Origin of the sequence: Corynebacterium occultum (assembly GCF_009734425.1) — a bacterium.
GTDB classification, from domain to species: domain Bacteria; phylum Actinomycetota; class Actinomycetes; order Mycobacteriales; family Mycobacteriaceae; genus Corynebacterium; species Corynebacterium occultum.
Genome location: NZ_CP046455.1, coordinates 1249450 through 1274971, shown reverse-complemented (window position 1 = coordinate 1274971; position 25522 = coordinate 1249450). Strand labels below are relative to the sequence as shown.

Sequence of the window (25522 nt, the reverse complement as noted above, 5' to 3'; positions counted from 1 at the left end):
GGACGTCGATAAGCGGAGGTGCTAGCCGAAGACCGCCTGGGCGGTCTCATAGCGGCGGCGCGGAACTTCCTTCAGGGTGTCCACCGCATCGGCGAGCGGAACCATCTCGATGCTTTCACCGTGGAGGGCGACGATCTTGCCGAACTGGCCCTCATGGCAGGCACGGGCCGCGCGCACCCCGTAGCGGGTGGCCAGCACGCGGTCGAAGGCGGTGGGGGTGCCACCACGTTGGATGTGGCCCAGCACGGTGGTACGGACATCATGGCCGAGGCGCTTGTGGATCTCATCGGCAATCTGCTGGCCCATGCCGGTGAAGGTCTTGTGGCCGAACTGGTCAACCTCGCCCTCGTGCAGCTCCATGGTGCCTTCCTTGGGCAGTGCACCCTCGGCGACGACGATGATGCCGTACTTCTCGCCCATCTGGAAGCGTCGCTCCATCTTCTTGCAGATATCGGCGATGTCGAAGGGAGCCTCGGGGATCACGGTGTAGTGGGCGCCGCCTGCCATCCCGGCGTGCAGGGCGATCCAGCCGACGTGGCGTCCCATGACCTCGACGATCATCACCCGGTTATGGGACTCCGCGGTGGTGTGCAGCCGGTCAATGGCATCGGTGGCCACGGCGACGGCGGTGTCGAAACCGAAGGTGTAGTCGGTGCCGTTGACATCATTGTCAATGGTCTTGGGTACACCTACCACGGGGATACCGTTGTCGGCGAGCCACTTCGCTCCCTTGAGGGTGCCCTCCCCGCCGATCGGGATCAGGGCGTCGATCTCAGCTTCCGCCAGATTCTGCTTGATCTGCTCCAGCCCGGCCTTGAACTTGTCGGGGTGCAGTCGACCGGTGCCGAGGATGGTGCCGCCGCGCAGCAGGATGCGGTCAATGTGCTCATCATCGTAGAGCTGTACCCGCTGATCCTCCATCAGGCCGACCCAACCATCCTGGTAGCCGACCACGGTGGAGCCGAATTCCGCGTTGGCGGTCCGCACGATGGCCCGGATGACGGCATTCAATCCGGGGCAGTCTCCGCCCGATGTCAAAGTCGCAATTCGCATGGTGCCAATGCTAGTCGTGGCACCGGACTCACGCAGGGCTGGCCGCCCCATCGTCCAGTGTCTCCGCCCGGAAACGGGAGACCGCGATGAAGCCTGCGATCAGGGCGATGCTGGGCAGCAGGATGGCGTTGGCCATCACCACATTGACCTCGAGCTGGTCCAGCCCGGTCTGCATCGCCGCGCCCACCGCCGCCGCACCCGCGACCGCCCCGACCTGGCGGGCGGTGTTGTACACCCCGGAGGCTGCCCCCATGTGGCGGGGATCCATGGTGCGCATGGAGGTCGCGGAGTTCGGCGCCCAGATCAGGGATTGGCCCACACCCATCACCAGCACCGGAAGCAGGAACCACCACAGCGCCACATCCAGGCGCATCACCGCGGAAGCGCTGAGCAGGGCCAGTGCCATCGCCGCGAAACCGATCATCGACAGGATCCGGGGGTGGAGGCGATCCGCCAAGGGACCGGCCAACGGGGAAATCACAATCGACAGGGCCGCCATCGGCAGCATCATCAGACCGGCCTGGAGGGCATTGAGCCCCCGGCCGTTCTGCAGGAAGAACATGATCGGCAACATCATCGAGGAGACGGTGAAACCCATCGTGGCAATGGAGAAGGCGCCATGGGAGAAATTATGGTTCCGGAAGATCTCCAAGGGGAGCAGGGGGTCACTGCCCCGCCGGACGGCACTGCGCTGCAGGCGGATGAAGCCGAACATGACGACCCCGCCGAAAATCAGGAGCACCCACACCCACCAGGGCCAACCCAGCTCCGGGCCCTGCTGGATGCCGAAGACCAGCGCCCCCATACCCGCCAGGGAGGCGATCACGCTGGGGGTGTCGATGCGACGGACCTGGCGCGGCATGTCCGGCACCCAGAGGCTCACCAGCACCAGGGAGAGCACACCGATGGGAAGATTGATGAGGAAGATCCACTGCCAGCCCACCGATTCGACGATGAAACCACCCAGGGTGGGTGCCACCACACCGGCGACCCCACCGACTGCACCCCAGACCCCGAGGGCGGCACCCCGCTTCTCCCGGGCGAAGACCCGGTTGATCACACTCATCGTCTGCGGGGTGAGGATCGCCGCGCCCAGGCCCTGCACCGCACGCGCCGCGATGAGCGTCTCAATATTGGGTGCCAGCCCACAGACCAGGGAGGAGAGGATGAAGATGATCATGCCCACCCGGTAGAGATTGCGCTGCCCGAAACGGTCCCCGAGCCGCCCGGTGAAGAGCATCGGCACCAGCACACACAGCAGGTAGATCGAGGTGACCCAGACGATCTGGTTCATGGAGGCACCCAGCTCCACCTGGAAGGCCGGGGTGGCCACCGCAACGATGGTCTGGTCCAGCAGGATCATGAAGAAGCCGATGCACAGTGCGATCAGTGCCCGCCATGCCTGAGGTGCGGGCAGGACCAGGGAGTTGGGGTTCGGCTGGCTCATTGGACTGAGTCTAGGCTTATTTTCTGCACCCGGTAAATTTTATTCGGGCCACCTGCTCCCCCGCAGCGAAAAGCGTGGGTAAGGTTGACCTCATGGGAATGATTGACATCAAGAAGCCAGAAAACGTCAGCACTGCGCTGGTCACCGCCACCGGTATCCTCGGCGGATACCTCTCTGCCCGGGAAACCGGCATCCGGCCGATCGGCGGTGCCGTCCTGGCTGCCGCCGGCATCTGGGCCGGCCGCAGCTGGCTGGCCAAGACCAACCCGGCCACCACCGCCGCCCTGGCCACCACCTATGTGGCAGGTTTCGGCCTCTCCCACCCCCTGGCGAAGAAGATCGGCGCCTGGCCTTCCGTGCTGACGGTCACCGCGCTCACCGCAGGTGCCTCCTACCTGCTCTCTGACGCCAAGTAGTCCAACGCGTCCACGCCAGGGCCGAAATAATCCTCCGGGATGGCCCCGGCGCGGGCGAACTCCCTGAGCCACCCCTCCATGGGCCACCAACCCCAGCTGTCATGGAAGCGCCGCGCATTGCGCAGGATGTCTTCCAGGTGTTCCCAGGGTGGGGAGGACACCGCGTGCCACTGGTGGTAGGCGTGGGCTCCCCCTGTCCAGCGCAGGGGGATTTTTTGGTTTTGCAGGCGGAGTGCGAAGTCGGTGTCCTCTCCGCCGTAGCCCTCGTAGTCTTCGTTGAATCCGCCGCTTTCCGCCCTGATTTTCCGCCAGGTGTCGGCGTGCATGGCGAAGGAAAGTGACCAGAAGAGCAGGTATTCATCTTCGCTGGCCAGGGGGTATTCCCCTGCTTCTGGGTTGGGTCGGGCCGGGTGGGGGGCGGTCAGGTCGCTGAGTCGTTGCAGGTCATAGCCGGCTTCCCCGGGTGGGTTGAGGTAGGTCACCGGTCCGCAGGCCACCGCTTCGGGGTGGGCCTTGATGCAGGCCTGGTAGTGGTGGATTAGTTCGGGGCCGGGGATGCAGTCCGCGTCGAGGAAGATGAGCAGTTCGGTACCAGCTGCCACGGCCCGGTCGCCCAGTTGGTTGCGGGCGGTGGCCAGTGCCAGCTTCTCCCCCGCCCCGGCATCCAGTGGGAAACAGCTGTGTTCTGCCTCGGGGGCGTGTTCCTTGAGTCCCGCCAATTGGTTTTCCACATGTGCCCGGCGGGAGGTGTCCGCCAGGGTGAGGACGTGGGTGATCATGAGATCTCCTGCAGGATTTTTGCGGCACGGTGCGCGGCGCCCTGGGTCTGCCAGCGCTGCCACTGTGGTGTGCTGTGGCGGGCTTTTTCAATCAGTTCGGGCCATTCATCGAGGGCGGGATGGTTTTCCGGCACCAGGGCCAGGCCAGCGTCCGCCAGGGTGCGGGCGGTGGCTTCTTGTTCGGCGAAGGGGCGTGGCTGGGGCAGGATGATTGCCGGGGTTCCGGCGGCGGCGATATCGGCGATGGAGTTCTGTCCGGCGGCGGCGATCACCACGCTGGCGCCCCGGAGCTTGGGCATGGGGTCTGCCACCCGGTTGGCACCGCCCAGGATCTCCCAGTCCAGGTGTGGGGTTCTTTCGGCGATCTGCGCCCAGTGCCGCTCTTCCCAGTTGTCCCCGCCTTTGCCCTGCAGCACGATCACGCGGTTTTCCCGGGGGATCTCCGCCCGGGGTAGCAGGCGGCTGATCCCACCGACGGCGTGGAGTCGTTCCGCATGTGTCCCCAGGTGTTCCGGGACCGGAACCCACTCCGGCCAGGCCGCGATAATGGCGGCGGCCTGGGCGTAGCCCAGCTGGTGGGGTGGATCATCACGTACCCCGGGCATGGCGAGGGTGGCTACGGGGATTCCCAGCAGGCGGACAAATACCGCCACCTCCACGGAGACATCGACAAAAAATGCCCGGGGTTGGACTCGGTTGATCCATTCGGCGATCACACTCAGACGAGCGGTGTGTCCCGGCACCCCGGTCGGCGCCCAGTGCAGGGTGCCATTGACGCTTGGCGACGCCGCTGTCTCCCCCACGTCCATGGGCAGGTGGATATCCGCACCCCCCGCGGAGGAGAAGATCACCGAGGGTTCGGCCAATTCCGTCAATTCCGCCTGGATCGCCCGGCAGCGGTGGAGGTGCCCGCTGCCGGCGTGATGGGCGTAGATTCCGATCATCGGGCCAACACCTCCTGCCTCCTGACACTGCGGTAGAGGGAGAGGTAGCGGTCGATCATTCGTTCCAGGCTGAAATTCTCCCGGACATAATGGGCCACCTCATCGCGGTTGATCAGGCTGGCTTCCCGGGCGGCGGCCGCCAGTGCAGGGACGTCACCTGCCGGGACCAGTCTGCCGGGTGCATGACGCAGGGTTTCCGCGGTTCCCCCGTTGGCGAAGGCCGCCACCGGGGTGCCGCAGGCCATGGCCTCGATGGTGACCAGGCCGAAGGGTTCCCGCCAGAGTGGGGTGACCAGGCACACCGAACTACGTCCGATCACCTCCGCCAGCTGTTCATGGGTGCAGCCACCCAGCCAGGTCAGGTCTGAGCCATCCCGGGGGAGGAGTTCCTCCCGGAAGAAGCGCAGGTCCCGGGGCTGGCCCAGCAGGGTCAGTGGCATTCCGGCGTGGCGGGCGGCGTCAATGGCCAGATGGGGTCCCTTGTCCTTGATCAGCCGTCCGAACCAGACGGCCCCGCCGCCGCCGGGGCCGGGTCGGAAGGTGGTGCCGTTGAAGGCGTTGGGGATCACCCTGGGGGCTTCGGGCAGCTGCCATTCAGCTGCGGTGCTGTGGCTGACCGCGGCGAAGCTTCCCACTTCCCGGCCGGGGAGTGCGATCGCCTCCTGCATGGCTGCGACCGGTGGGCAGTGCAGGGTAGTGAGCAGGGGGATCCGGTCGGCAATCTGGAAGATGGCGGCGTGGAGGCTGTTGTTGTGGATAAGGTCATAGCCTTCGCGCAGCAGGTGCCCCAGCAGGCGTTCGACCGCTTCATCCTCGGCCGCCTGGTGTCCCTGTGGATAGGTGTGGTCGGTGGCGAGCTCCTCCTGTCCGCTCCAGTCCACCCCGGGGAATTCATATTCCCGGACATGTCCTTGTGACCCCCGGGACGCAAAGAGATCCACCTGGTGTCCGGCTTCCCGCAGCCCGTGGACCAGCAGGGAACAAAAAGCCTCCAGGCCGCCGGCGAAGGGCTCGCTGATCGGGTACCTGGTTGGGGCGATGACGGCGATTTTCATGCCAGGGTTCCTTCCCGGAGGGCTCGATAAAGTTGATGGTGGAAAGCGATGTTGTCGAAGGGATGCTCCCGGGGCGGTGGGGGTTCTTGGCGGAGGAGCTCGGTGACGGCCCGTGCCGCATCAGTGCCCTCTGCGGTGCGGTACTGTGCCACGGCCGGGGAGCCCTGGGCCTGGCTGAGGTAACAGCCACAGTCCGGTACCGCGACTGAGACTCCCAGGTCGAGACACATTTCCAGCCAGCCGGAGTGGGTGCCCCGCAGGTAGGGCAGGACCACGACGCGGTGTCGGGCGATGGTGTCGTGGAGGGTGTGGTCATCCATCGGTTGATGCAGGTTCAGCCTTGCGGGGGTCAGTTCCCGGGCCAGGTCGGAGTCTGCCTGCTCGCGGTGCAGATAAAACTGCAGGGGGTTGGTCTCCCCCATCCCGGTGGCCAGGTCGCGGTAGAAGTGGGGGTCAGCCACGACATTGGAGCGGAGGGATTTCAGGAAGACACCCACCCCCGGGGTGGGCCTGCCGGGGAGCGTCGGGGGGTTCGGCACCACCGCCGGGTGGGGTACAACCAGGGCGTCGCGGCCATAGCGTTCCCGGATGATCTCGGCGGCACCCTGGCTCAAGGTGAGCACCTGCGCAGCCGCGGCCGTGAGAAATTTAAGCTGCTGATGGAAGGCGCGCTGTTCCGCCAGATGGGGATTGTCCAGGTCATGGATGGTGAGCACCAGGGGGATGTGACGTTGTGCCAGCACCGCCACGAAGTCCCTGGTTTCGGCGGCATCGAGATGCTCAAAACCGAAGTGCAGGTGGCAGAGGTCCACCTTTCGGGGTTCCCGCTCCCACCAGTCCCGCCGCAATGCGGGGTGGGGCCACCATCTGTCCGGCTCCGCCGGGTCAATCACCGGGTCCTCGAGGACCTGGATATCGGGCCAGCCGTCCCTGGGGCGCAGTGCCGCGGGGTAGACATGTCCGGCCGGGATTGACAGCACCTTCATATCACTCATTCACAACCCCATTCTCGCTCCAGGAGCACATTCGACTCCTGTGGGTCCCGGTGATGGCGCATTCGTAGTTTCATTCACTCCTCTAGGTTCAGAAGCCATGATACCCAGCCCCTATTATCCCTGCGATCGCTATCATTTAAGTGATGGCTAAAATTTCAGATCCCCGCCACCACCATTTTGGTGGCTTCTACCAGCTGCACCCCCGCCGCCGAGGCAATGGACCCGCCGTGGCGGTGATCGGCAACTGTCAGGCGGAATCCCTGCGCATCCTGCTGGCCAGCAGTAATAAGGTGGACAGTTTCCGGATCCCACCGATCCACGAGTGGGAGAGCTCGGATCTTCCCTTCGTGGAAGCCGCCCTGGCGAAGACTGATGTGCTGATCAGCCAACCCGTCAAAGCCGACTACCGCGATCTGCCCGTGGGTACCGAGCAATTGCGCTCCCTGCTGCCTGAGGGCTCCTTGACCCTGCGCTACCCGGTGCTGCGCTATGACGGGTTGATGCCCTATCAGGTGATCATCCGCTCCCCACGGGACCCCTCACTGAACCCACCGGTGGTGCCCTATCACGATCTGCGGATTCTGGCGGCAGCGGATCGAGGCCTCCACCACCTGGTGGAAGCCTCCCCCTCCGCCGAGAACCTCCGGACCCTGGCGGAGCTTTCGGTGGCGCAGCTGCGCAGCCGGGAGGAGCGACACGGGGCGGTGGTGATGTCGGATCATCTGCAGACGGCACCCCTCTGGCACACCATCAACCACCCCGACAACACCACACTTGTGGTGCTGGCGCGCCGCGTGCTGCAGGCCCTGGCCGAGGCCGGAATGATTGACTCAGACGTGGATGTCACCCCACCTGCCGACCGGGAGATGCTGGGCGGCCTGCAGGCACCGGTTGATGCGCAGGCCGCGGCAGCCCTGGGGGTGGCTGCCGCAGCCGAAGGCCGGGAGAACTGGCAACCCGGGGTCGACCCGGCCCAACTGCTTTCCGAGCAGCTCTCATTCTACCGGGCGCATCCCGAGGTCATTGCCGCCGGAATGCAACGCCATGCCCAGCGTCTCGCCCTGTTGGGACTGAGTTCCGGATGAGTGCCCTGATCCATCTCATCGCCGGCCCACCTGAGCACGGGGTCAGTGAATATGCCCGCCTCCTGCACCACCACAGTGGCGGGGTGTTCTTCCCCGTCGATAAGCACACCACCCCCGAGGAGCTGCCACCTGGACCGCTCCAGGTGACCTTCACCGACCATCTCTTCGGCCCCGACTCGGACGCAGCGGTGGAACGGGTGCTGGATCTTAGCCGGGGCCGACGACTGAGTGTCTCCTTCCACGACATCCCCCAGGAAGCCGAGGGGGCCGCGCGTTTTGCCCGCCGTACCAGCGCCTACCAGCGCCTCACCGCCGCCGCTGACCTGGTGGTGGCCAATTCCCGCCACGAGGCGGAATTCTTCCGCACCGGGGAAGGAACCCTGCCGGCGAACCTGGAGATCATTCCCCTGCCACTGCCTGAGGCCCCGGAGCTGGGTAACCGGACCCCGGATGAGGAAACCGTGGGAATCATCGGCTTCCTCTACCCCGGTAAAGGACACAGCGATATCGTCACCGCCCTCACCGGTACCGGATTCAAGATCCGGGCCCTGGGGCGACCCTCCGAAGGACATGAGGATCTGGTGGCAGATCTCTCCACCCAGGCCGAAGAACTCGGGGTGGGCTTCACCGTCAGTGGCTACCTGGCGGAGCAGGAACTCTGGGAACAGATGTCACGGATCCGGGTACCGGTCTGCGCCCACCGCCATTTCTCGGCATCTGGTTCCCTGATGCGCTGGCTCGCCGCGGGCCGCAAGGTCCTGGTCAGTGACGGCCGCTACCCGCGGGAGCTGGCTGAGGGCTGGCCGGAACAGATCAGGCTGGTCAGTCCCGGCAGGTGGGGGGAGGAAATCCAACGGGCCATGGCCGAACCCGACTTCGCCGAGACGGTGCACACCGGCACCACCTGGTACTGGCCGGAGGTGACACGCGCCTGGCAGGCCGCCTGGGCCAGTCACCTCTCCCCCGCCCTGGTGGACAATGACCACCGCACCCTGAACCCGGGCACCGCGCCGGGAGTCAGCGTCATCATCCCCTACTACAATGACCCCGCCAATCTGCAGGCCGTGCTGGACGGTGTCTCCCGGCAGGATTTCCCCGGCCACATCGAGGTGATCATCGCCGATGACGGCTCCACCATTGCGCCGGAACCCCACTGCTCCCACCCACTGAAGGTGGTGCGCCAGGCCGATCTCGGGTTCCGGGCCGCAGCGGCCCGCAACCTCGGGGCGGCCCACGCCACCCAGGAGATTCTGGCCTTCCTCGACGGGGACACCGTCCCAGAGGCTGGTTACCTCCGGGCCGCCACCTCCTGGGTCACGGCAGACCCACGTTGCGTGGTGGTCGGCCGTCGCCTCCACCAGGGCCGGGAGGCAGAGTGGCTGCACCAGGCCTGGGTGGAGACGGCAAACCTGGAACGCTCAGATGAGCGCAGCTGGCGTTTCATCATCTCCGCGGTGCTGACCTGCTCCCAGGAGCTTTTTGAGAGCAGCGGTGGTTTTGAGGCCGAGATGGTCGGCTATGGCGGTGAAGACTGGGAATTTGGCTGGCGTCTCTGGCAACAGGGCGCGATCTTCCGTCATGAGCCAGCCGCACGTGCCCACCACGAGGATCCGGACTGGGGTGCCCGGATCACGGACCCGGTTGCCGCCATCACGGAGAAGAATCTTGAGAGCATGGCGCTGGCCCCGAGAATCACCCACCCCATGGCCCGGCCCGGCGCGACGATCTTCGATGTCCCTGATCTCTGTGTGCTGATCCCCGGGGATGTGGGCGAGGCCGCACCCGGGGTCTGGGAAGCCTGCCTCTCCTCCTGGCTGGGTGTTGTTGATGTTCAGATTCTGAGCAACGGGGAAGTTCCTGAGCTCTTCCGGCAGGATCCGCGGGTGCGGGTGGAGGTAGGGGGTTTTTCTGCCGCGGTCCGCAGCGGGGCCCGGATCATCCTTGAACTGCAGGCACCGTTGCTCCGCCCGGAGGGGTGGGGGGAGCTGGTGGTGCGACTCTGTGCCCTCGGTGGTTACGCCCATCTCCGGGTGGGTGAGCAGCAGGTGGCCACCTTCAGTTCGACCCGTGCCCGTGCCCTGGGCATTGACCTGGTGGGGTCTGGTGCCTGGCGGGTCCCGCTGCCGGAAAAGCTGCTGCTGGAAGCGCCCCTCCGGTTGGAGGCGCGTTTCGCCGGCTGGGAGGCCTGAGGGTCAGGTGTGTCAGTGCTGGGCGGCCAGCTGTTCTTCGGCGGCCTCGATCTCGGCGTTGAAGTCCTGCTTTGAGGCCTGCCACTGGTCCTCGGTCATGCCGATCCGCCAATAGCCGGAGATGGAGACATCTTCTTTGGCCACCTCATTGTCGAAGAAGAGGAAGCGGCGCATCTCCTTGAGCATCTCGGCCACGCCGTGCACGAACCAGGCGGTGCGTTGGGTGGGGATGCCGGCTCCGCGGACCACCTCAGAGAGCTGATGACCGTGGGTGGCACCATCGCGGTGCACCCAGGTCAGTTCCACGCCGGCGGCCTCAGGCATCTCGAAGTGGGAGTGTTCATCCGCCACCTCAATATAAGCTGCGGCGGTGGCACCTGCGGGGAGTTCCTCCAGGGCGCGGGCGATCGCCGGGGCGGCGGACTCATCTCCAACCAGGACGAAGTGCTCATAGGTGTCCTCCGGACCCCAGGCACCACCGGGGCCCAGGAAGGCGATGACATCCCCCTCCTTGGCGTGCTTGGCCCAGGGGCCGGCCAGCCCCTCATCACCGTGGGTGACGAAGTCCACCTCGAAGGTGCCGGCTGCGGTGTCCACGTGGCGGAAGGTGTAGGTGCGGGTGACCGGGTGCAGGTTCCGCGGCAGGCTCTCCTTGATCTCAGCCAGGTTATAGGGCCAGGAGTAGTCCGCTTCCTCGGGGACGAAGAGCAGCTTGAGGTAATGGTCGGTGAAGGGCAGTTCCCGGCCCTTGATGCCGGGGCTGTCAAAGCTGATCCGGACGAGATCCGGGGTCAGTCGACGGACTGCGGTGACGGTCGCTTCAGTGGCGGTACGGGGCTTGCGCTTCTTCTCAGGAGTGGTCATGAAGGAATGTGCCTCTTTCCGGGATTTTCGTCTGGCCATAAGGATAAGTCCTTTACTAAGGCTACCCTATTAAGATATATCGTGAAAGGAACTGAGGAATCCCCCTGCCCCTATCCCTCTTCCTCGTTCATGGCATCAGCGGCAGCGGAACCCCACTCCCGGTGGAAATGTTCCGGCAGCAGCGCCGGACCATCCAGACCCCACTCCCGGAACTGACCCGCCAGATGCCCGGGATCATGGGAGGAGAAGAGCACCACCCCGGGATAATCCCGGATGATCCCCCGCAACAGCTCCACCCCGGCCACGTCCAGGGCACTGTCAACACCCTCGAGCAGCAGCACTGCCGGGCGGCGCAGCAGGGCGCGCGCCAACTTCAGCCGCATCACCTCAGCCGGGGTCAGTGGCTGGCCCCCGTTCTTCAGTTTCAGCTCCATCCCCTTCACACCGCGTTCAATCCGCCCCTTCAACCCGACCCGCTCCAGCACTTCCCGGACCTCCTCATCGGAGGCATCCGGGATCCGGAGTGACACCAGGCGGCGGACGCTGCCGCGTTCCAGGGGGATGTGCACCGAGGCGAAACCCAGCAGATCACGGCGCACCTTCCCCGGCGCATTACCCACATCCACCCCGGAGATCTCAATTTCAGGTTCCGCCAACTCGGTGTCGAAGGGGGCGGAGGACTTCGCCGTCATCAGATTCTGCACGGTGCGCCGGATCTGCCCCGGATCACCCGAACTCAGCTGAATCCGCTCCCCCGGTTTGGCCACCAGCTCCGGCAGTACCCGACCATTGACCACCAGATGCCGGATCCTAAGCCCTGCCGCCGGGTCGAACTGCTCCTCCCGCAGCTTCCGGTACTTCTTCTCCCGGGCCTTCTCCACCTGCTTGATCTCCTCAGCCTCGGACAGCATCGGGGCCAGGATGCGACGCGCCGCCTTATAGTTCTGGCGATACTCCACCACCCGCCCCAGATCCCCCAACGGGGTGGCCAGGATGCCCAACAGGGTCATGATCGACGCCACCCCAGCCGTGCTCACCAGACCCATCGCCGCGACGACCACGACCGCAACCGTTGCCAGGGACGCCGCCGTGACCGTCAGGGCACGGATCAGGCCATTGATGGCCGCCCGCTCCACCGCAGCATCAACCACCCTGATGGAATCACGGTCCACCGCCTTGAGTTCACGCTGGATCGCCCCGGCCGCCTGGACCGACTCCCCCGCCCGCACCAGATCAGCGATTCGGGCGGACATCCGGCCACGGTGACGACGCAACTTCCGCGCCCGGGTATGCGCCACCTGCGCCATCCCCGGCAACACCACCACCATCAACATAATCGGAATGCTCACCGCCACCGCGACCGCCCAGTTCTGCACGGACAACACCAGCAGCACAATCAGAATCATCGGGACAGCGGTGAGCAGCGGCACGATACCCAACGCAATCCAATTCCGGATGGCCGTGAGGTCATTGGAAGCACGGGTCACGATCACACCCAGGGAACGCCCCTCCCGATTCCCACCCAGGGCCGAGGTGACCAGACGATGCCGCTGCTCAAAGACATAGTCCTGGCCGAGATCCTCCGCCACCACCCGCTCCAGCCACCGGGCCAGACCAATACCCAAGACCGAACCCACCAGCGCAACCAGCTGCTGCCAATGCCCGGAAAACACCGCGGCCCGACCCAACTCAGCAGCCTCAAGCAACTGATCCACACTGAAAGTCATGGTCAACGCCAACACCGCCTGCACCACACTGAGCACCAGCAGAGTCAGCAACAGGGTACGACGGCGACCCTCCCACACCGCAGGCATCCCGGGGGTGTCAGGGTCAGCGGCGTGGCCACGGTTGAGCAGCAAGGTCAAGGAGCTCACCTCCGCGCCTAGCTACGGGCCAGCAGATTGCAGGCGATGGCGGCATCCTTGAGCTGATAGGTGCCCACCACCGGGACACCGAACTCAGCCAACACCATGCCCGCCTCATTCGCGGCCAGCGGTGAACTGGTCATCACACCCGAAGCGGCAGCAACCGGCAGCCCGGCGGACAGCAGCTCCTGCACCCCGGTACGCGCCCCCAGAGCATCGGTGGCAGAGAAAACCACCTGATCCACCACCGCCTGGAAATTCTCATCCCGCAACAGCTGGTAGGTCTCGGTCTGGTAGATGCCGTCAGCGATCTCCACCAGGATCACATCCACATTCTTCGCGGTCAGATCAACCACCATGTTGATGGTCAGATCCCGGATGGCGGCCATGTCCATCTTGAAGGTGGTGGGGTAACCATAATCAGTGAAATCCACGACCTCGGCAGAACCCGCATCATGGTAGATCATGCGATCATTGCCTGCCCCGGTGCCGGTGATCTTGCCCGATGCCACCCGCAGCCCTGACTTCATCAGCCCATTCGCCAGGCAGGCCATGGTGGTGGACTTACCCGAATTCATGGAGGTACCCAGCACCGCAATCACCTCGGGGCGAGCCGTACGCGCCGGGAGGGAGACCGGGGTGTCATTTCGGTAGGCCGCGAAATCCCGGAGATTGACCACGCCCCCATCACCGGTCAGCAGGCCCAGCGGCTCAATGACGGTGGGGGCGCCGATCTTGGCATGGCGCTCGGTGACCTGACCGGCGATGCCACCCGCAGCCACGAGGTGGCAGCTGTCCAGGTTGTCGGGCACATGGGCCAGGAACTGGTCGGCGGCATAGCGGTGGCCATAGGCCAGCATGAGCACCGCACCCTCGAAGAGGATGGCCTTACGGGAATCCGGGGTCTCCACCCGCTTGTGGTTATTGATGCCCACGACCCGGGCCAGCACCACATCACCGACCTGCGGGGTGACATCCGCACCCCGCAGGAGCTGGAAGTTCTCGCCCCGCTTCAGAGCCTCAGCGACGAAACGGGTGGTGTAGGAGGCCTGGATGCGGGAAGGCAGGGGAAGAAGCTCACGGGGGCCGCAGGCTGCGGAGCTGTTCAGGGTGGTGTCAGTGAGGGTGGGTTCGATGACGGCGGTCATGGGGGTTCCTTCTGCTGGGTCGGATATCGCCTGGGGCGGGAATGTCCCGGGCTGCTGATAACCAATTAACCAGTCCACGATGATGCCACCATTAAACGCAGATGAGGGATTTTTCATTTTGCTTTTTAACCCTTTGAGCTGTGGCTATGCCTTTCCCATCAGGCCGGGAACTGAGGAAGGAAAGGATCTACCGGGGGTGAAAAGACCTACCCCTTGCACTCAGGGGAGGGGATTTTTACCGACACTTTCCCTGCAGGGGGGGAGCGTCCACGCTTCTGCCCTTTCAACCAAAAAGGACCTGTGTCTCCCCTGGGGGAGAATCATCTCTCCCCGGGGAACACAGGTCCTCAAACCTCAGAGCCACAACCCTGAGGCGGAAACTTAAGCCTTCTTGCGAGCAGCTTCGAATGCGGCGCCCACCTTGTACAAGCGGTCATCCTGGAATGCCGGTGCCATGATCTGCAGACCGACCGGCAGCTCAGTGTCGGCGGCGAAACCGGAGGGCACGGTCATGCCGCAGAGACCGGCCAGGTTCAGCGGCAGGGTGAAGAGGTCGAAGTTGTACATCGCCAGCGGATCATCGACCTTCTCGCCCAGTTTGAAGGCGGTGGTCGGGGTGGCCGGAGAGATCAGGACGTCGACCTGCTCATAAGCCTTGGCAAAGTCCTGTGCGATGAGGGTACGAACACGCTGTGCCTGCAGGTAGTAGGCATCGTAGTAGCCGACCGAGAGGGCATAGGTGCCCAGGATGATGCGTCGCTTGACCTCTGCGCCCAACCCCTCGGCACGGGAGAGCGCCATGACATCATCGGCGGAGCGGGTGCCGTCATCGCCGACGCGCATGCCGTAGCGCATGCCGTCGAAGCGGGCCATGTTGGAGGAAACCTCACAGGCCAGGATGAGGTAGTAGGCGGAGAGTGCCTCATCGAAGTGGGGGCAGTCAACCTCGATGACCTCAGCGCCCTGGGACTTCAGCTGTGCCACGGCGGCCTCGAAGTTCTCGAGCACGCCCGGCTGGATGCCGTCACGGTTGAACTGCTTGACCACACCGACCTTCACACCCTTGAGGTCGCCTGTGGCGCCCTCACGAGCGGCCTCGACAACCGGGGCGACCGGCTTGTTCACGCTGGTGGCATCGAAGTCATCATGCCCGGCGATGATCTCGTGCAACAGGGCCGCATCCAGGACGGTGCGGGCGATGGGGCCGCCCTGGTCCAGGGATGAGGCGCTGGCGATCATGCCGTAGCGGGAGACGGTGCCGTAGGTGGGCTTCACGCCAACGGTGTTGGTCAGGGCGGCGGGCTGGCGGATGGAGCCACCGGTGTCGGAGCCGATGCCCAGCGGGGCCTGCCCGGAGATCAGTGCCGCGGCACCGCCACCACCGGAACCACCGGCGGTGAGCTCCAGGTTATAGGGGTTGTGGGTGGGGCCGAAAGCGGAGTTTTCGGTGGAGGAACCCATCGCGAACTCATCCAGGTTGGTCTTGCCCAGGATCGGGATGCCGGCCGCACGCAGTTTGGCGGTGACGGTGGCGTCGTAGGGGCTGATCCAGCCTTCGAGCATCTTCGAGGCGGCGGTGGTCGGCGCATCGGTGGTGGTGAAGACATCCTTCAGCGCCAGCGGTACACCGGCCAGCGCGGAAGCAGGGGCTTCGCCGGCGTCCAGTGCCTTGTCCACGGCATCTGCGGTGGCCAGCGCTTCTTCCGCACCAACATGCAGGAAGGAGTGGAGCTTGTCCTCGGTCTCGGCGATGCGGTCCAGGTGGGCCTGGACAACTTCCCGGGAGGTGATCTCACGGGAGTGGATCTTCTGGGCCAGCTCGGCTGCGCTCAGGCTGATCAGGCCGGCATCGCCGACCACATAGTTGTTGCTCATTTTTAGTCCTGCTCCCCCAGAATCTGCGGTACGACGAAACGCTGGTCCTCAACTGCGGGCGCCTGGTCCAGGGCCTGCTCTGCGGTGAGGGTCTCCTTGACGACATCCTCACGCATGGTGGTCTGGATGTTGTGGGGGTGGCTCATGGGCTCAACGCCCGCAGCGTCGACTTTCTGCACATCGGAGACATAACCGATGATGTCGTCGATCTGGGTGGCGAGCTCCTTGAGCTCTTCCTCACTCAGAGCCAGACGGGATAGTTTCGCGAGGTGGGCGACCTCGTCACGCGAAATCTCAGGCACGTGTACTACTTCCTCTTTCGCATCTTGGACTTCCGGGGATGATGGGCCCGGCGGGGCCCGACCTGAGGTAATCCTACTGCACCGCCATTAAGACCATTGCGCACACCCGTCCTTCACCCTCTCCCCCCATTTGCCGCCCACCTTCTCTCCCCGCCGGAGGTGCAAAGTTCATTAGCATTGAAGTCATCATGTCCCCTACCCCCAAGAATGCCCGAGGCACCATGGAACCCACGATGTCCTTCCTGATCCGTGTCCAGCTCCCCGATCTGCCGGGCAGTCTCGGCGAGCTGGCGGAGGCGATCGGCCTGGTGGAGGGAAATATCCAGTCAGTGGATGTGGTGCAGGTTCTGCCGGAGCAGATGGTGGTGGACGATATCGTCGTCCACCTCCCCAAGACGACGATGGCTGACAGTCTCATCACCGCAATCCAGACCGTCGACGGAGCAGAGGTCGACTCCATCCGCCCCTTCACCGGCACCGTGGACCGTCGCGGGCAGGTCTCGATGCTGGCTGATATCGCCGCCCACAAGAACAAGATCCCTAAGGCCATGGAGAAGATGGTTGCGGTGATTCCACGCTCCATGACCGCCAGCTGGGTGATCGTCCTGGATGTGGCGGAGAACTCCACCCGCGTCGCCGCCTCCCTGGCCGCCCCAGAAGACGATGGTTCCTCCCCCGCGGTGGATGTCACTGCGGCCCGGGTGCTCAACCCGGACACCGAAGACTGGATCCCCGAATCCTGGGCCCTGCTGGATTCCACGCTGGCCGCCACCCCCCTGACCGGCACCAACATGGTGATGGTGGTCGGACGCACCGGCGGTCCAAGTTTCCTGGCCAGCGAGGTGGAGAACCTGGGCAACCTGGGTCGGATCGTCGGCACGATCCTGACCTAGTCAGCCTCGCCCCCGGGCGTTGCCGCGGTCCCAAGGGGGGCGTCGATAAGCGAGGTGCACTACTCCTCGGGGCCGTTTTCCAGCAGACGGACGAAACCGGCTTCATCCAGGATCTTCAGGCCCAGCTCCCGGGCCTTGGTTTCCTTGGAACCGGCGTTTTCACCCACGACCACATAGTCGGTCTTCTTCGACACTGAACCGGAGGCCTTGCCGCCCCGGGAGATGATGGCCTCCTTGACCGAGTCACGGGTGAAGCCCTCCAGGGAACCGGTGGCCACGATCGTCAGGCCGGACAGGGTCTGCACGATCTCCTCGCCCGCCGCTTCCGCCATGGTGACCCCGGCCGCGGCCCAACGGTCGACAATCTGGCGATGCCAATCCACCTCGAACCACTCCCGGAAGCTCTGGGCGATGATCAACCCCACCCCATCCGTTTCGGCGATGTCCTCAACCGGGGCCTCACGCAGTGCAGCCAGGGAACGGTAGCGGGTGGCCAGGGCCCGCGCTGCGGTGGGCCCGACATGGCGAATGGACAAGGCGACCAGCACCCGCCAGAGGTCGGTGTCGCGCGCCTGGGCAAGGTTCTCCAACAGCTTCTTGCCGGGGGCGTTCACCTTGCCGGCATTGGTGGTGTACACCTTCGAGGCCAGCAGCTTCTCCTCATCCAGGTCAAAGAGCTCGGACTCATCGCTCAGGATGCTATGCCGGATCAGGTCCTGGGCCCCCTTCTCCCCGAGCGCCTCGATATCGAAGGCACCCCGGCCGGCCAGGTAGGTCAGGCGTGCGGAAAGCTGCGCGGGGCAACTGCGGGTGTTCGGGCAACGCCAGTCAGCATCACCCTCCTTCTGCGGTGCCAGGCGGGTACCGCAGGAGGGGCAGAGCGTGGGGAAGATGAACTCACGTTCACCGCCATCACGCTTCTCGACGACCGGGCCGAGCACCTCCGGGATGATCTCCCCGGCCTTACGGATGACCACGGTGTCCCCGATGAGCACCCCCTTGCGCTTCACCTCGGTCTGGTTGTGCAGGGTGGCCATGGACACGGTGGAACCCGCGACGAATACCGGCTCCATGATGGCGAAGGGGGTGATCCGCCCAGTGCGGCCCACCCCGACCTGGATGTCCACCAGGGTGGTGGTCACCTCCTCCGGGGGATACTTATAGGCCACCGCCCAACGCGGGGCACGGCTGGTGGCACCCAGCGCACGCTGCCCGGCCAGGGAATCCACCTTGATCACCACGCCATCCATCTCATGGGTGGAGTCATGCCGGTGATCCGCCCAATAACGAACCTTCTCCACCACAGCTTCCGACGACTCAATGGCCTCGGTATAGGGCGAGACGGGCAGGCCCCAGGCGGCCAACGCCTGATAGACCTCCCACTGGGATGTAGGGGTGAAACCGGTGGTGGCACCCAGACCGTGGCAGATCATGCGCAGCTTGCGCTTCTTCACGTCCTCGGTGTTCTTCTGACGCAGCGAACCAGCTGCCGCATTACGGGGATTGGCGAAGGGCTTGCCACCCTCGTTGATGCGGCGTTCATTGACCTCGCCGAAATCCTCGATGGCGATGAAGACTTCGCCGCGGATCTCCAGCAACTCCGGAACGGGGTACTCCCCAGTGCCGGTGAGCTCCTCGGGGATGTCCTCGATGACCCGGGCGTTTTCGGTGACATCCTCGCCGACGCGGCCGTCCCCCCGAGTGGCCGCCCGCTCGAGGCGGCCGTTGCGATAGATCAGGTCGATGGACAGTCCGTCGATCTTGAGTTCGGTGAGGTAACGCGGGGCCGGGGTGCGCTCCAGCCACTCCTGCAGCTCTGCCTCATCAAAGACATTGTCCAGACTCATCATCCGCTCGAGGTGCTCGACATTGGCGAAACTCGAGGACACCGCGGCGGGGGCGCCGACCTCCATGGTCGGGCTATCCGGGACCGCCAGTTCGGGGTGCTCCTCCTCCAGTTTCTGCAGCGACCTGAAAAGCTCGTCGAATTCAGCGTCAGCGATGATGGGTTGACGGTTGTAATAGAGATCGCGATGGTGGCGGACCTCCTCGGCGAGATCATTCCACTTCCGGCGCAGTTCCACGTCTTTGTCTTTGTCAGTCACAGCTCCCGATTCTAACGAGAGCGCCGGACCCAGGTGGTTTGCCACGGTGGGCGGAAGGCATGTCCGGTGGCCCCGCTAGGGTTGTGGACATGAGTAACTTCGATGCCTCCCGCATGCTCTCCTTCGACCTCGAGACCACTTCCGTCAACCCCCGCGAAGCCAGGATCGTCACCTCAGCCATGGTGCGTATCGACGGCCGCGAGGTCGACCCCGTGGAGCTGCTCGCTGACCCTGGCATCGAAATTCCCCCGGAGACCACCGCCATCCACGGGATCAGCACCGAATACGCCCGGGAGCACGGTCGCCCCCATGATGAGGTGCTCGCCGAATCAATTCAGCGGATCCGTGCCGGTTGGCGGGATGGGCTCACCCTGATCGTGTTCAACGCCTCCTATGATCTGACGATCCTGCGCTCCCAGAGCCCGGAGTTCACCGTCGACGGCCTGGTCTACGATCCTTTCGTCATCGACAAACTCAAGGACAAATACCGCAAGGGAAAGCGCACCCTGACGGATCTGTGCGCGCACTACAGTGTCCGCCTGGACACCGCCCATGAGGCCACCTCCGATGCCTTGGCCGCCGCCCGGATCGCCTGGAAGCAGATCAAGATGTGGCCGGAGCTGGCGGCGATGTCCGCGGAGGAGTTGATGGAGTTTCAGGCGGTGGGTTATTACGAAATGCAGACCGACTTCAAGAAATACCTCGAGGGCCGGGGCCGCGACACGACCACGGTAAACACCTCCTGGCCGATGCAGGGTTAAACCCTCTCCCCCAGCGCCCCAACAAGGGCACTGACCAGCAGGTTAACACTTCTGGGAAATAATGCAGGGTTAGAAAAGGCACGAATAAGGCGCGGTAGGAATCCATGGGAGCTGGGCGGGCTGCTTCAGGCAAAAACCCACCTACCTTCCCCCACCCCACCTTGATACCCTATAGGGGTAACCGGTATAGAACTTACGCAAGGAGCATGCTGTGAACACCCTCGAATTCACCGTCATCGGAATGACCTGCGGACACTGCGAAGCATCGGTCACTGAAGAGGTCTCTGAGATACCAGGTGTCACCGCCGCCACAGCCGACCGAAGCACCAACCTCCTCACGATCACGGCGAACGGGGACATCGACGACGCTGCCGTGATCGCCGCGGTCAAGGAGGCGGGATACCAGGCCATGCGGAAATAGCACCCACCGAGCCGAGCCACCCAGCGCGTCAGCCGAAGGAGAGGCTGCACCTACGGCACAATGGTCCCGCAATCTCCACCACAGCTAAGGACCACAGTGTGACTTCTCCGACGGCCCCTCCCCTGGCAATAATCATGGGAAGACTCCAGGGAAGGCCTCAGGCATGAGCAATCAGGTTCTCGGACTGTTCTTTTTCCTGATGCTCCTGGCGGCTTTCCTATACCTGCTCATCCTTCTCCTTCGCTCGAGTCGGCGCCGGGCACTGGACATCGCACGCCGGGAGGTCACGGAGACCGCCCGGACCGCACTTTCCCGACACTGGGTGACTGAGCCCGTCGCTCTGGTCGCCATGCTCTGCGGGGGTGCGGAACGGGTCCTCATGGTTCAGCTCCTGCACCTCTACCGCAACGGTCAGATCGAATTGGACCCCTCAGGCAGGGTGAGGATGACCCATCTCCGTCCGGCGGACACCCCCACCACGCGCGCCCTTCTGCACGCGCTCCAGTCACCGCAGTTCAAAGCCCTGGAGGAGCTTCTCGGCAGTGGCAATCTTCTCCGGGATCACTTCCGGCAGATCACCGATCGCTTGAGGGAGCGTGGTTGGGCCAATGCCCGCCCCAAACCCCTCAGCGCCCACCTCGCCATGCTGGGCTGGCTCCGTCGCCTGCTGTTCCTGCTGTATTACCTCACCGTAGCCGCCCTCGGATTCATGCTTGCCGGGATGGTGTCCGAGTTGCTCGGGCTCGGGGACACCCCACTGACGATCCTGATGTTCATTCTCATTTGCGTCGGACTGATTATGGCCTGGATACGATCCCCCCGCCAGATCCGGGGACTGACCCGCAGTCGCTCCACCCTCGCCGGACGCGCAGCCCGCCTGCAGTTCCACGAGATCGTCAACACCAGCTCCCCTGCGCTTCGTCACCTCCAGGCAGATGAGCGGCTGCTCTTCCTCTTCGCGGTCAAGGGCTCGGCTGCCCCGGGAATGCTGGACCAGGCCTTCATCTCCTTCATCAACCAGACGGCGCCCTGGCTGTTCCCCAAGCGGAAAAACACCAACACCTCGGGCGACACTGGCACGTTAAGCACCCACCATGACATCGGGCACAAAGACGAAGATCTGGATACCGCCCACGGTTCCGACAGTCCCTGGAGCGATGGCGTCGACCCCGATGGTGGCGGCGGTGATGGCGGTTCCTTCGATGGGGGCGATGGCGGCAGCGGAGGCGACTAAAGAGCTCGAACCTGCCCGCCCCAGTTAAAGCACTGCCCTCCCCCCCTGGTCCGGAACATGACCCAGGGGGGTTGCTACTTCTCTAAAATTCTGTATTTTTAGAATCATGGAAAAGGATGGTATCTCAGCGGCCCATGAACGTATCGACGCCCTGGAAAAGCGCATCGCCGCCCTCGAGGCTGCCGAAACCACGTCCGTGCCGCAGCTCCCCGCCACCGCCCTGAACGAGGAAGGTTCCCCCGTCCCGGGTGGTTCCGTTCTCTTTAGCGGTGAGGTGGAGATCGACGGCCGGGTTTTTTCCTACCAGTGGGAACGCCCCACGGATTTTCTCCTCGACCAGTCCTGGGAGGAGGCAATAACGAGACTGAGCGCCATCGCCCATCCTGTCCGGGGTGCCATCCTGCGCCGATTACTCCCCTCACCGGCCACCATCGCAGAGTTGGTGGCCGAGGGGGTCATCTCCTCCACCGGTACGGGTTACCACCATCTGGGAGCCCTGCACAGCGCCGGCTGGACCGGCAAATCCCCCGATGGCACCTACAGCATTCGACCTGCCCGGGTCATCCCCCTGCTCAGCATCATCGCCGCTGCCGAAAACCACTAGTGCGATCACAGGAGCACCTCCCATGAAAACTTCCCATCTCATCACCTCCGGCGCGGTCGGGGTGGCGGTCCTCATCGCCGCATTGATACTGGGGCCACGCCCCGTCTCGGTTTCCGACGAGCACATCGGAGATCCCGAACTTGCAGCACTGCTGGCTGAAAATGCCCCTGCCGGCAGCCAGAACCTCTCCGCCTTTCAGATCAGGGACGGAGATGCCACCTTTGCCGGCCTCGGCGCCGGGGCCGGCACAGAATTCGAGATCGGTTCCGTCACCAAGATTTTCACCGCCCAGCTCCTCCATCAGGCCATCGAGGCGGGTGAACTGACCCCGGACACCACGGTCAGCGAGATCATCGATACCGGCGCCTCCCCGATCAGCGAGGTCACATTATTGGAGCTGGCCGAACACACCTCCGGGCTTCCCCGCCTGGCAGGGGTGAATCTCTGGGATAACGCGAAGTACCTGGCCTTCGGCACCTCACCCTATGAGGGCATCACGGCTGAAGACATCCTCAACCTAGCCCGGGATGCGAGCCTGGCTAGCCGTGGCAAGTATGAATACTCCAATTTCGGCGTCTCACTATTGGGCCATCTGCTGGCCCAGAATGCCGGCACCACCTACGAGGAACTGCTCCGGAGCACTCTGCTGGAACCGCTGGGGATGGGCGACACCACCCTGCACGCGGGTGAAGAGTCCCCGCTTGGTTTCAACAGTCGCGGCCGAACCATGGCCGCCTGGGATGATGAGGGTTATGCCCCCGCCGGCGGCCTCCGGAGCACCGCTGCGGACATGGAGATCTTCGCCCAGTATCTGCTGGATCAGGGCATCCCGGAATTCACCTGGGTTCATGATGATCCGAATACCATATGGCACAACGGTGGCACCGGCGGTTTCTCATCCATGTTGCTCCTGGACCCGGAAAACAACTCAGCCGCCTACGTGGTTACCAGCACCACCGCGCGTGTCGACGACCTCGGCCGTGCACTCCTGGAGGAGTTGCGATGATTTTCATCATCAACTGGTTTCTCGCGCTGCTGGCCCTGGCCACCGCCGGTCATGCCGCCTGGAAACTCTGGCGAAAACCCGATAAGCCCTTGACAAGTGCCATCTCCGCGATCCTCACCTGCTTCTTCTTCATGATGGTGATCACGATGTGGAACACCAACATTCCGGTGTGGCTGTGGTGGATCACCGCCGCACTCCTGGGACTTGTGGGTGGGCTGGCGACATTCCGGGTCCTGGGTGATGGCCCAGCCCGATCCGTTTAGAGATCCCCGGCATCGCTCTCGAGCATTCCGGCGACGACCCGAGCCATCCGATAGGCTGCCGCGGCGTCGTTAAGCGTGCCAGTGGTGATGCCACCGCGTGGGTGAATGTCCACCGCCGAGCCGAGCAGGGCTCGATCCAGGCCGATCTCATCGAAGAAGCGCGCCACCCGGACCGCCAGTGCGCGGGGTTTCTCCCCCAGCTCATCGACCTGGTCACCAGGGTTGGTGATGCCCAACCCCAGGCGCACGCCCTCGCTGATGGCACGGCCGAAGCCGTCGAGGTGTTCATTGCCGCGGACGAGGTCCAGGCTCAGCTGCACGGTGTCGGCACCAGATTCCCGTGCCACTTCCCACAGCGGGGAATAACCAGTCTGGTTCAACAGCACCGAGGACACCCCGCCACCACGAACCGACTCGATGACCTGATTCAACCTTTCAGCGATATCGTTTTCAGCCACCGCCGGAATATTCTCGAATTCGGTGGTGCCGAGGATCTTTCCGGCGTTGATCTTGGGCAGCAGCGGCTCATCAATCTGGAGCACCACCACCGGATCCACCAGTTCCGAGTAGAGCGCCTGCGGACTGGCCAGCACATCCAGGCTGTGGGCGACATGGGCGAGGTGGGCGCGGATGCCGGCGATCAGGGAGTCGGTGAGATCACGCATGGCACCCCGGTCGGTGATCACCTTATGACCATTGGACATCTCGATCTGCGCGGCGAGCATCCAGGGACCAGCCACCTGCACCTTGATGGTGTTGGCTTTCATGTTCCACACCTCGGCGCAGACCTCGAGGTCACGCTCGACCAGGTCACGGCTGCGGCGGGTCTCGATCTGGGGGCGGGCGCTCATGATCCAGGACCGTGGGCCCCGGTCGACATGGATGCCCTCCAGGAGGGTGGCGGTCCGACCCACCGCATCAGAGCCGAGCCCCCGGCCGGGAAGCTGCGGCAGGTGAACCAGGTCACCGGTCTCACCGAGGATCATGTCCGCGGCTTCTGCCACCGAAGTGCCGGGGAGTTCCCCGAGTCCATAGGCGCTCATCAGTTCACCGTGCCGCAGATAGTGCCGGAACCGAGGACGATATCTCCCTCCGCATCCGGAAGATAAAGCACGGCAGCCTGCCCGCGGGCCACACCAGACAGCGGTTCCACCAACTTGAGCACCATGAGGTCGGTGTCCCGGTCAATGCTGGCGTGACACTTGACGATGCCGCCGTGGGCCCGGACCTGGACCTCGCAGTCCAGCTCCCCGGACATGGCGGGGTGCAGGAACTTCAGGCGGTCAGCGTGGATCTCCATGACGGCGAGCTTCTCGCGCGGGCCGACGGTGACGGTGCCGGTGGCGGCGTCGATATCGGTGACGTATCGGGGGCGGCCATCAACGGCCGGGGTCTTGATGTCCAGCCCCTTACGCTGGCCGATGGTGAATTCGTGGATTCCGGCATGATCACGCAACTCAGTACCGTCCTGGTCCCGGATCATGCCGGGGCGCAGCCCGATGTGCCTGCCCAGGAAGGCCTGGGTGTCGCCGTCAGGGATGAAGCAGATGTCATAGGAGTCCGGCTTCTTGGCCACCGAGAAACCATGCCCGGCGGCTTCCTCCCGAATCTGCGGCTTGAGGGTGTCACCGACCGGGAACATGCAGTGCGCGATCTCATGGGCACCGAGCACCCCAAGAACATAGGACTGATCCTTGTCCGGATCGACGGAGCGGCGCAGGTACCCGTCCCCGCCATCCACCGGCTGGGTGAGACGTGCGTAATGGCCGGTGACCACAGCATCGAATCCCAGTGCAATACCGCGTTCGAGCAGGGCCGCGAACTTGATCTTCTCATTGCAGCGCAGGCAGGGGTTGGGGGTTTCGCCGGCCGCGTAAGAGTCGATGAAGTCATCGATGACATCCTCCTTGAAACGGTCGGAGAAGTCCCAGACGTAGAAGGGGATGCCGAGCCTGTCGCAGACCCGGCGCGCATCGGCGGAGTCCTCCAGGGAGCAGCAACCCCGGGAGGATTCGCGGGTTTGCTGGGCGTCCTGTGAAAGTGCCAGGTGCACGCCGATGACCTCGTGACCGGCCTCCACCGCCCGGGATGCGGCCACCGCCGAATCAACACCGCCGCTCATTGCCGCCAGAACCCGCATGGTCTCCCTCGTTTGTGCTGCTATATGTCTCGCTGAGTTTCAACACCGTAGCGTAACCCGCTGTTCCCGAAATCTGCG

The 25522-nt window shown here is 64.3% G+C and carries 24 protein-coding genes; 10 read left to right on the top strand and 14 right to left on the bottom strand.

The window, feature by feature from the left end:
* Nucleotides 1–21: 21 nt before the first annotated feature.
* Complete coding sequence (locus COCCU_RS05970) at nucleotides 22–1053, bottom strand: 6-phosphofructokinase (protein WP_156230668.1); 1032 nt, start codon at nucleotides 1051–1053, stop codon at nucleotides 22–24.
* Between the two features lie 28 nt (nucleotides 1054–1081).
* Nucleotides 1082–2500, bottom strand: a complete 1419-nt coding sequence (locus COCCU_RS05965) for a DHA2 family efflux MFS transporter permease subunit (protein WP_156230667.1) — start codon at nucleotides 2498–2500, stop codon at nucleotides 1082–1084.
* A 92-nt stretch (nucleotides 2501–2592) separates the two neighbouring features.
* Between COCCU_RS05965 and COCCU_RS05960 the strand changes: the two genes are divergently transcribed.
* Nucleotides 2593–2916: a hypothetical protein gene (locus tag COCCU_RS05960; RefSeq protein WP_156230666.1), complete on the top strand. Its 324-nt coding sequence runs from the start codon at nucleotides 2593–2595 to the stop codon at nucleotides 2914–2916.
* On the opposite strand, the gene COCCU_RS05955 is transcribed toward COCCU_RS05960, so the two are convergent.
* Genes COCCU_RS05955 through COCCU_RS05940 form a run of 4 tightly spaced genes read right to left on the bottom strand, consistent with a single transcriptional unit; the run spans nucleotide 2892 to nucleotide 6689 of the window.
* Nucleotides 2892–3695, bottom strand: coding sequence for a glycosyltransferase family 2 protein (locus tag COCCU_RS05955; RefSeq protein ID WP_156230665.1), 804 nt, complete (start codon nucleotides 3693–3695; stop codon nucleotides 2892–2894). The genes COCCU_RS05960 and COCCU_RS05955 overlap by 25 nt on opposite strands.
* Nucleotides 3692–4639 (bottom strand): glycosyltransferase, encoded by a 948-nt coding sequence (locus COCCU_RS05950; protein ID WP_156230664.1) that lies wholly within the window; start codon nucleotides 4637–4639, stop codon nucleotides 3692–3694. The genes COCCU_RS05955 and COCCU_RS05950 overlap by 4 nt, the downstream gene beginning before the upstream one ends.
* Complete coding sequence (locus COCCU_RS05945) at nucleotides 4636–5694, bottom strand: glycosyltransferase (protein WP_156230663.1); 1059 nt, start codon at nucleotides 5692–5694, stop codon at nucleotides 4636–4638. The genes COCCU_RS05950 and COCCU_RS05945 overlap by 4 nt, the downstream gene beginning before the upstream one ends.
* Entirely contained in the window at nucleotides 5691–6689 is a 999-nt protein-coding gene (locus COCCU_RS05940) for a glycosyltransferase family 4 protein (RefSeq protein ID WP_231598888.1), read from the bottom strand. The genes COCCU_RS05945 and COCCU_RS05940 overlap by 4 nt, the downstream gene beginning before the upstream one ends.
* 143 nt (nucleotides 6690–6832) lie before the next feature.
* Between COCCU_RS05940 and COCCU_RS05935 the strand changes: the two genes are divergently transcribed.
* Nucleotides 6833–7774, top strand: coding sequence for a WcbI family polysaccharide biosynthesis putative acetyltransferase (locus COCCU_RS05935; RefSeq protein ID WP_197088447.1), 942 nt, complete (start codon nucleotides 6833–6835; stop codon nucleotides 7772–7774).
* Nucleotides 7771–9963, top strand: coding sequence for a glycosyltransferase (locus COCCU_RS14645; RefSeq protein ID WP_231598887.1), 2193 nt, complete (start codon nucleotides 7771–7773; stop codon nucleotides 9961–9963). The genes COCCU_RS05935 and COCCU_RS14645 overlap by 4 nt, the downstream gene beginning before the upstream one ends.
* A gap of 12 nt (nucleotides 9964–9975) precedes the next feature.
* On the opposite strand, the gene COCCU_RS05925 is transcribed toward COCCU_RS14645, so the two are convergent.
* The 5 genes from COCCU_RS05925 to gatC all read right to left on the bottom strand — a co-directional run bounded on the left by COCCU_RS05925 (nucleotide 9976) and on the right by gatC (nucleotide 16017).
* Nucleotides 9976–10827: a siderophore-interacting protein gene (locus COCCU_RS05925; protein ID WP_156230662.1), complete on the bottom strand. Its 852-nt coding sequence runs from the start codon at nucleotides 10825–10827 to the stop codon at nucleotides 9976–9978.
* 110 nt (nucleotides 10828–10937) lie between these two features.
* Complete coding sequence (locus tag COCCU_RS05920; RefSeq protein ID WP_231598886.1) at nucleotides 10938–12701, bottom strand: ABC transporter transmembrane domain-containing protein; 1764 nt, start codon at nucleotides 12699–12701, stop codon at nucleotides 10938–10940.
* A gap of 8 nt (nucleotides 12702–12709) precedes the next feature.
* Nucleotides 12710–13840 carry a P-loop NTPase family protein gene (locus COCCU_RS05915; RefSeq protein WP_156230661.1) on the bottom strand — a complete coding sequence of 377 codons (1131 nt, stop codon included), beginning with the start codon at nucleotides 13838–13840 and terminating at the stop codon, nucleotides 12710–12712.
* A 381-nt stretch (nucleotides 13841–14221) separates the two neighbouring features.
* Nucleotides 14222–15715: an Asp-tRNA(Asn)/Glu-tRNA(Gln) amidotransferase subunit GatA gene (gene gatA, locus COCCU_RS05910; RefSeq protein WP_156230660.1), complete on the bottom strand. Its 1494-nt coding sequence runs from the start codon at nucleotides 15713–15715 to the stop codon at nucleotides 14222–14224.
* A 2-nt stretch (nucleotides 15716–15717) separates the two neighbouring features.
* A complete protein-coding gene (gatC, locus tag COCCU_RS05905; RefSeq protein WP_156230659.1) occupies nucleotides 15718–16017 on the bottom strand; it encodes an Asp-tRNA(Asn)/Glu-tRNA(Gln) amidotransferase subunit GatC in 300 nt (99 codons plus the stop codon).
* Between the two features lie 233 nt (nucleotides 16018–16250).
* On the opposite strand from gatC, the gene COCCU_RS05900 reads away from it, so the two are divergent.
* Nucleotides 16251–16910, top strand: coding sequence for an ACT domain-containing protein (locus COCCU_RS05900; protein WP_156232638.1), 660 nt, complete (start codon nucleotides 16251–16253; stop codon nucleotides 16908–16910).
* A gap of 59 nt (nucleotides 16911–16969) precedes the next feature.
* On the opposite strand, the gene ligA is transcribed toward COCCU_RS05900, so the two are convergent.
* Complete coding sequence (ligA, locus tag COCCU_RS05895; RefSeq protein ID WP_156230658.1) at nucleotides 16970–19015, bottom strand: NAD-dependent DNA ligase LigA; 2046 nt, start codon at nucleotides 19013–19015, stop codon at nucleotides 16970–16972.
* An 89-nt stretch (nucleotides 19016–19104) separates the two neighbouring features.
* On the opposite strand from ligA, the gene COCCU_RS05890 reads away from it, so the two are divergent.
* The 6 genes from COCCU_RS05890 (at nucleotide 19105) to COCCU_RS05865 (ending at nucleotide 23304) form a co-directional block, all read left to right on the top strand.
* Entirely contained in the window at nucleotides 19105–19776 is a 672-nt protein-coding gene (locus COCCU_RS05890) for a 3'-5' exonuclease (RefSeq protein WP_156230657.1), read from the top strand.
* Between the two features lie 211 nt (nucleotides 19777–19987).
* Entirely contained in the window at nucleotides 19988–20197 is a 210-nt protein-coding gene (locus tag COCCU_RS05885; protein WP_231598885.1) for a heavy-metal-associated domain-containing protein, read from the top strand.
* A 163-nt stretch (nucleotides 20198–20360) separates the two neighbouring features.
* The gene (locus COCCU_RS05880) at nucleotides 20361–21431 is read left to right on the top strand and encodes a TIGR04222 domain-containing membrane protein (protein WP_156230656.1); all 1071 of its coding nucleotides are present in this window, start codon (nucleotides 20361–20363) and stop codon (nucleotides 21429–21431) included.
* A gap of 106 nt (nucleotides 21432–21537) precedes the next feature.
* The gene (locus tag COCCU_RS05875; protein WP_156230655.1) at nucleotides 21538–22035 is read left to right on the top strand and encodes a winged helix-turn-helix domain-containing protein; all 498 of its coding nucleotides are present in this window, start codon (nucleotides 21538–21540) and stop codon (nucleotides 22033–22035) included.
* A gap of 22 nt (nucleotides 22036–22057) precedes the next feature.
* Complete coding sequence (locus COCCU_RS05870; protein WP_231598884.1) at nucleotides 22058–23041, top strand: serine hydrolase domain-containing protein; 984 nt, start codon at nucleotides 22058–22060, stop codon at nucleotides 23039–23041.
* Nucleotides 23038–23304: a hypothetical protein gene (locus COCCU_RS05865; RefSeq protein WP_156230654.1), complete on the top strand. Its 267-nt coding sequence runs from the start codon at nucleotides 23038–23040 to the stop codon at nucleotides 23302–23304. The genes COCCU_RS05870 and COCCU_RS05865 overlap by 4 nt, the downstream gene beginning before the upstream one ends.
* Here the strand turns inward: COCCU_RS05865 and COCCU_RS05860 are convergent.
* Together COCCU_RS05860 and mnmA are read right to left on the bottom strand one after the other, a co-directional pair.
* Nucleotides 23301–24347, bottom strand: coding sequence for a uroporphyrinogen decarboxylase/cobalamine-independent methonine synthase family protein (locus tag COCCU_RS05860; protein ID WP_156230653.1), 1047 nt, complete (start codon nucleotides 24345–24347; stop codon nucleotides 23301–23303). The genes COCCU_RS05865 and COCCU_RS05860 overlap by 4 nt on opposite strands.
* Nucleotides 24347–25444, bottom strand: coding sequence for a tRNA 2-thiouridine(34) synthase MnmA (gene mnmA, locus COCCU_RS05855; protein WP_156230652.1), 1098 nt, complete (start codon nucleotides 25442–25444; stop codon nucleotides 24347–24349). The genes COCCU_RS05860 and mnmA overlap by 1 nt, the downstream gene beginning before the upstream one ends.
* Nucleotides 25445–25522 lie beyond the last annotated feature (78 nt).

Excerpts from the sequence above, each read along its gene's own strand:
- COCCU_RS05970 (WP_156230668.1), bottom strand. The coding sequence starts at position 1,053 with ATGCGAATTGCGACTTTGACATCGGGCGGAGACTGCCCCGGATTGAAT.
- COCCU_RS05965 (WP_156230667.1), bottom strand. The coding sequence starts at position 2,500 with ATGAGCCAGCCGAACCCCAACTCCCTGGTCCTGCCCGCACCTCAGGCA.
- COCCU_RS05960 (WP_156230666.1), top strand. The coding sequence starts at position 2,593 with ATGGGAATGATTGACATCAAGAAGCCAGAAAACGTCAGCACTGCGCTG.
- COCCU_RS05955 (WP_156230665.1), bottom strand. The coding sequence starts at position 3,695 with ATGATCACCCACGTCCTCACCCTGGCGGACACCTCCCGCCGGGCACAT.
- COCCU_RS05950 (WP_156230664.1), bottom strand. The coding sequence starts at position 4,639 with ATGATCGGAATCTACGCCCATCACGCCGGCAGCGGGCACCTCCACCGC.
- COCCU_RS05945 (WP_156230663.1), bottom strand. The coding sequence starts at position 5,694 with ATGAAAATCGCCGTCATCGCCCCAACCAGGTACCCGATCAGCGAGCCC.
- COCCU_RS05940 (WP_231598888.1), bottom strand. The coding sequence starts at position 6,689 with ATGAGTGATATGAAGGTGCTGTCAATCCCGGCCGGACATGTCTACCCC.
- COCCU_RS05935 (WP_197088447.1), top strand. The coding sequence starts at position 6,833 with ATGGCTAAAATTTCAGATCCCCGCCACCACCATTTTGGTGGCTTCTAC.
- COCCU_RS14645 (WP_231598887.1), top strand. The coding sequence starts at position 7,771 with ATGAGTGCCCTGATCCATCTCATCGCCGGCCCACCTGAGCACGGGGTC.
- COCCU_RS05925 (WP_156230662.1), bottom strand. The coding sequence starts at position 10,827 with ATGACCACTCCTGAGAAGAAGCGCAAGCCCCGTACCGCCACTGAAGCG.
- COCCU_RS05915 (WP_156230661.1), bottom strand. The coding sequence starts at position 13,840 with ATGACCGCCGTCATCGAACCCACCCTCACTGACACCACCCTGAACAGC.
- gatA (WP_156230660.1), bottom strand. The coding sequence starts at position 15,715 with ATGAGCAACAACTATGTGGTCGGCGATGCCGGCCTGATCAGCCTGAGC.
- COCCU_RS05900 (WP_156232638.1), top strand. The coding sequence starts at position 16,251 with ATGTCCTTCCTGATCCGTGTCCAGCTCCCCGATCTGCCGGGCAGTCTC.
- COCCU_RS05890 (WP_156230657.1), top strand. The coding sequence starts at position 19,105 with ATGAGTAACTTCGATGCCTCCCGCATGCTCTCCTTCGACCTCGAGACC.
- COCCU_RS05880 (WP_156230656.1), top strand. The coding sequence starts at position 20,361 with ATGAGCAATCAGGTTCTCGGACTGTTCTTTTTCCTGATGCTCCTGGCG.
- COCCU_RS05875 (WP_156230655.1), top strand. The coding sequence starts at position 21,538 with ATGGAAAAGGATGGTATCTCAGCGGCCCATGAACGTATCGACGCCCTG.
- COCCU_RS05870 (WP_231598884.1), top strand. The coding sequence starts at position 22,058 with ATGAAAACTTCCCATCTCATCACCTCCGGCGCGGTCGGGGTGGCGGTC.
- COCCU_RS05865 (WP_156230654.1), top strand. The coding sequence starts at position 23,038 with ATGATTTTCATCATCAACTGGTTTCTCGCGCTGCTGGCCCTGGCCACC.
- COCCU_RS05860 (WP_156230653.1), bottom strand. The coding sequence starts at position 24,347 with ATGAGCGCCTATGGACTCGGGGAACTCCCCGGCACTTCGGTGGCAGAA.
- mnmA (WP_156230652.1), bottom strand. The coding sequence starts at position 25,444 with ATGCGGGTTCTGGCGGCAATGAGCGGCGGTGTTGATTCGGCGGTGGCC.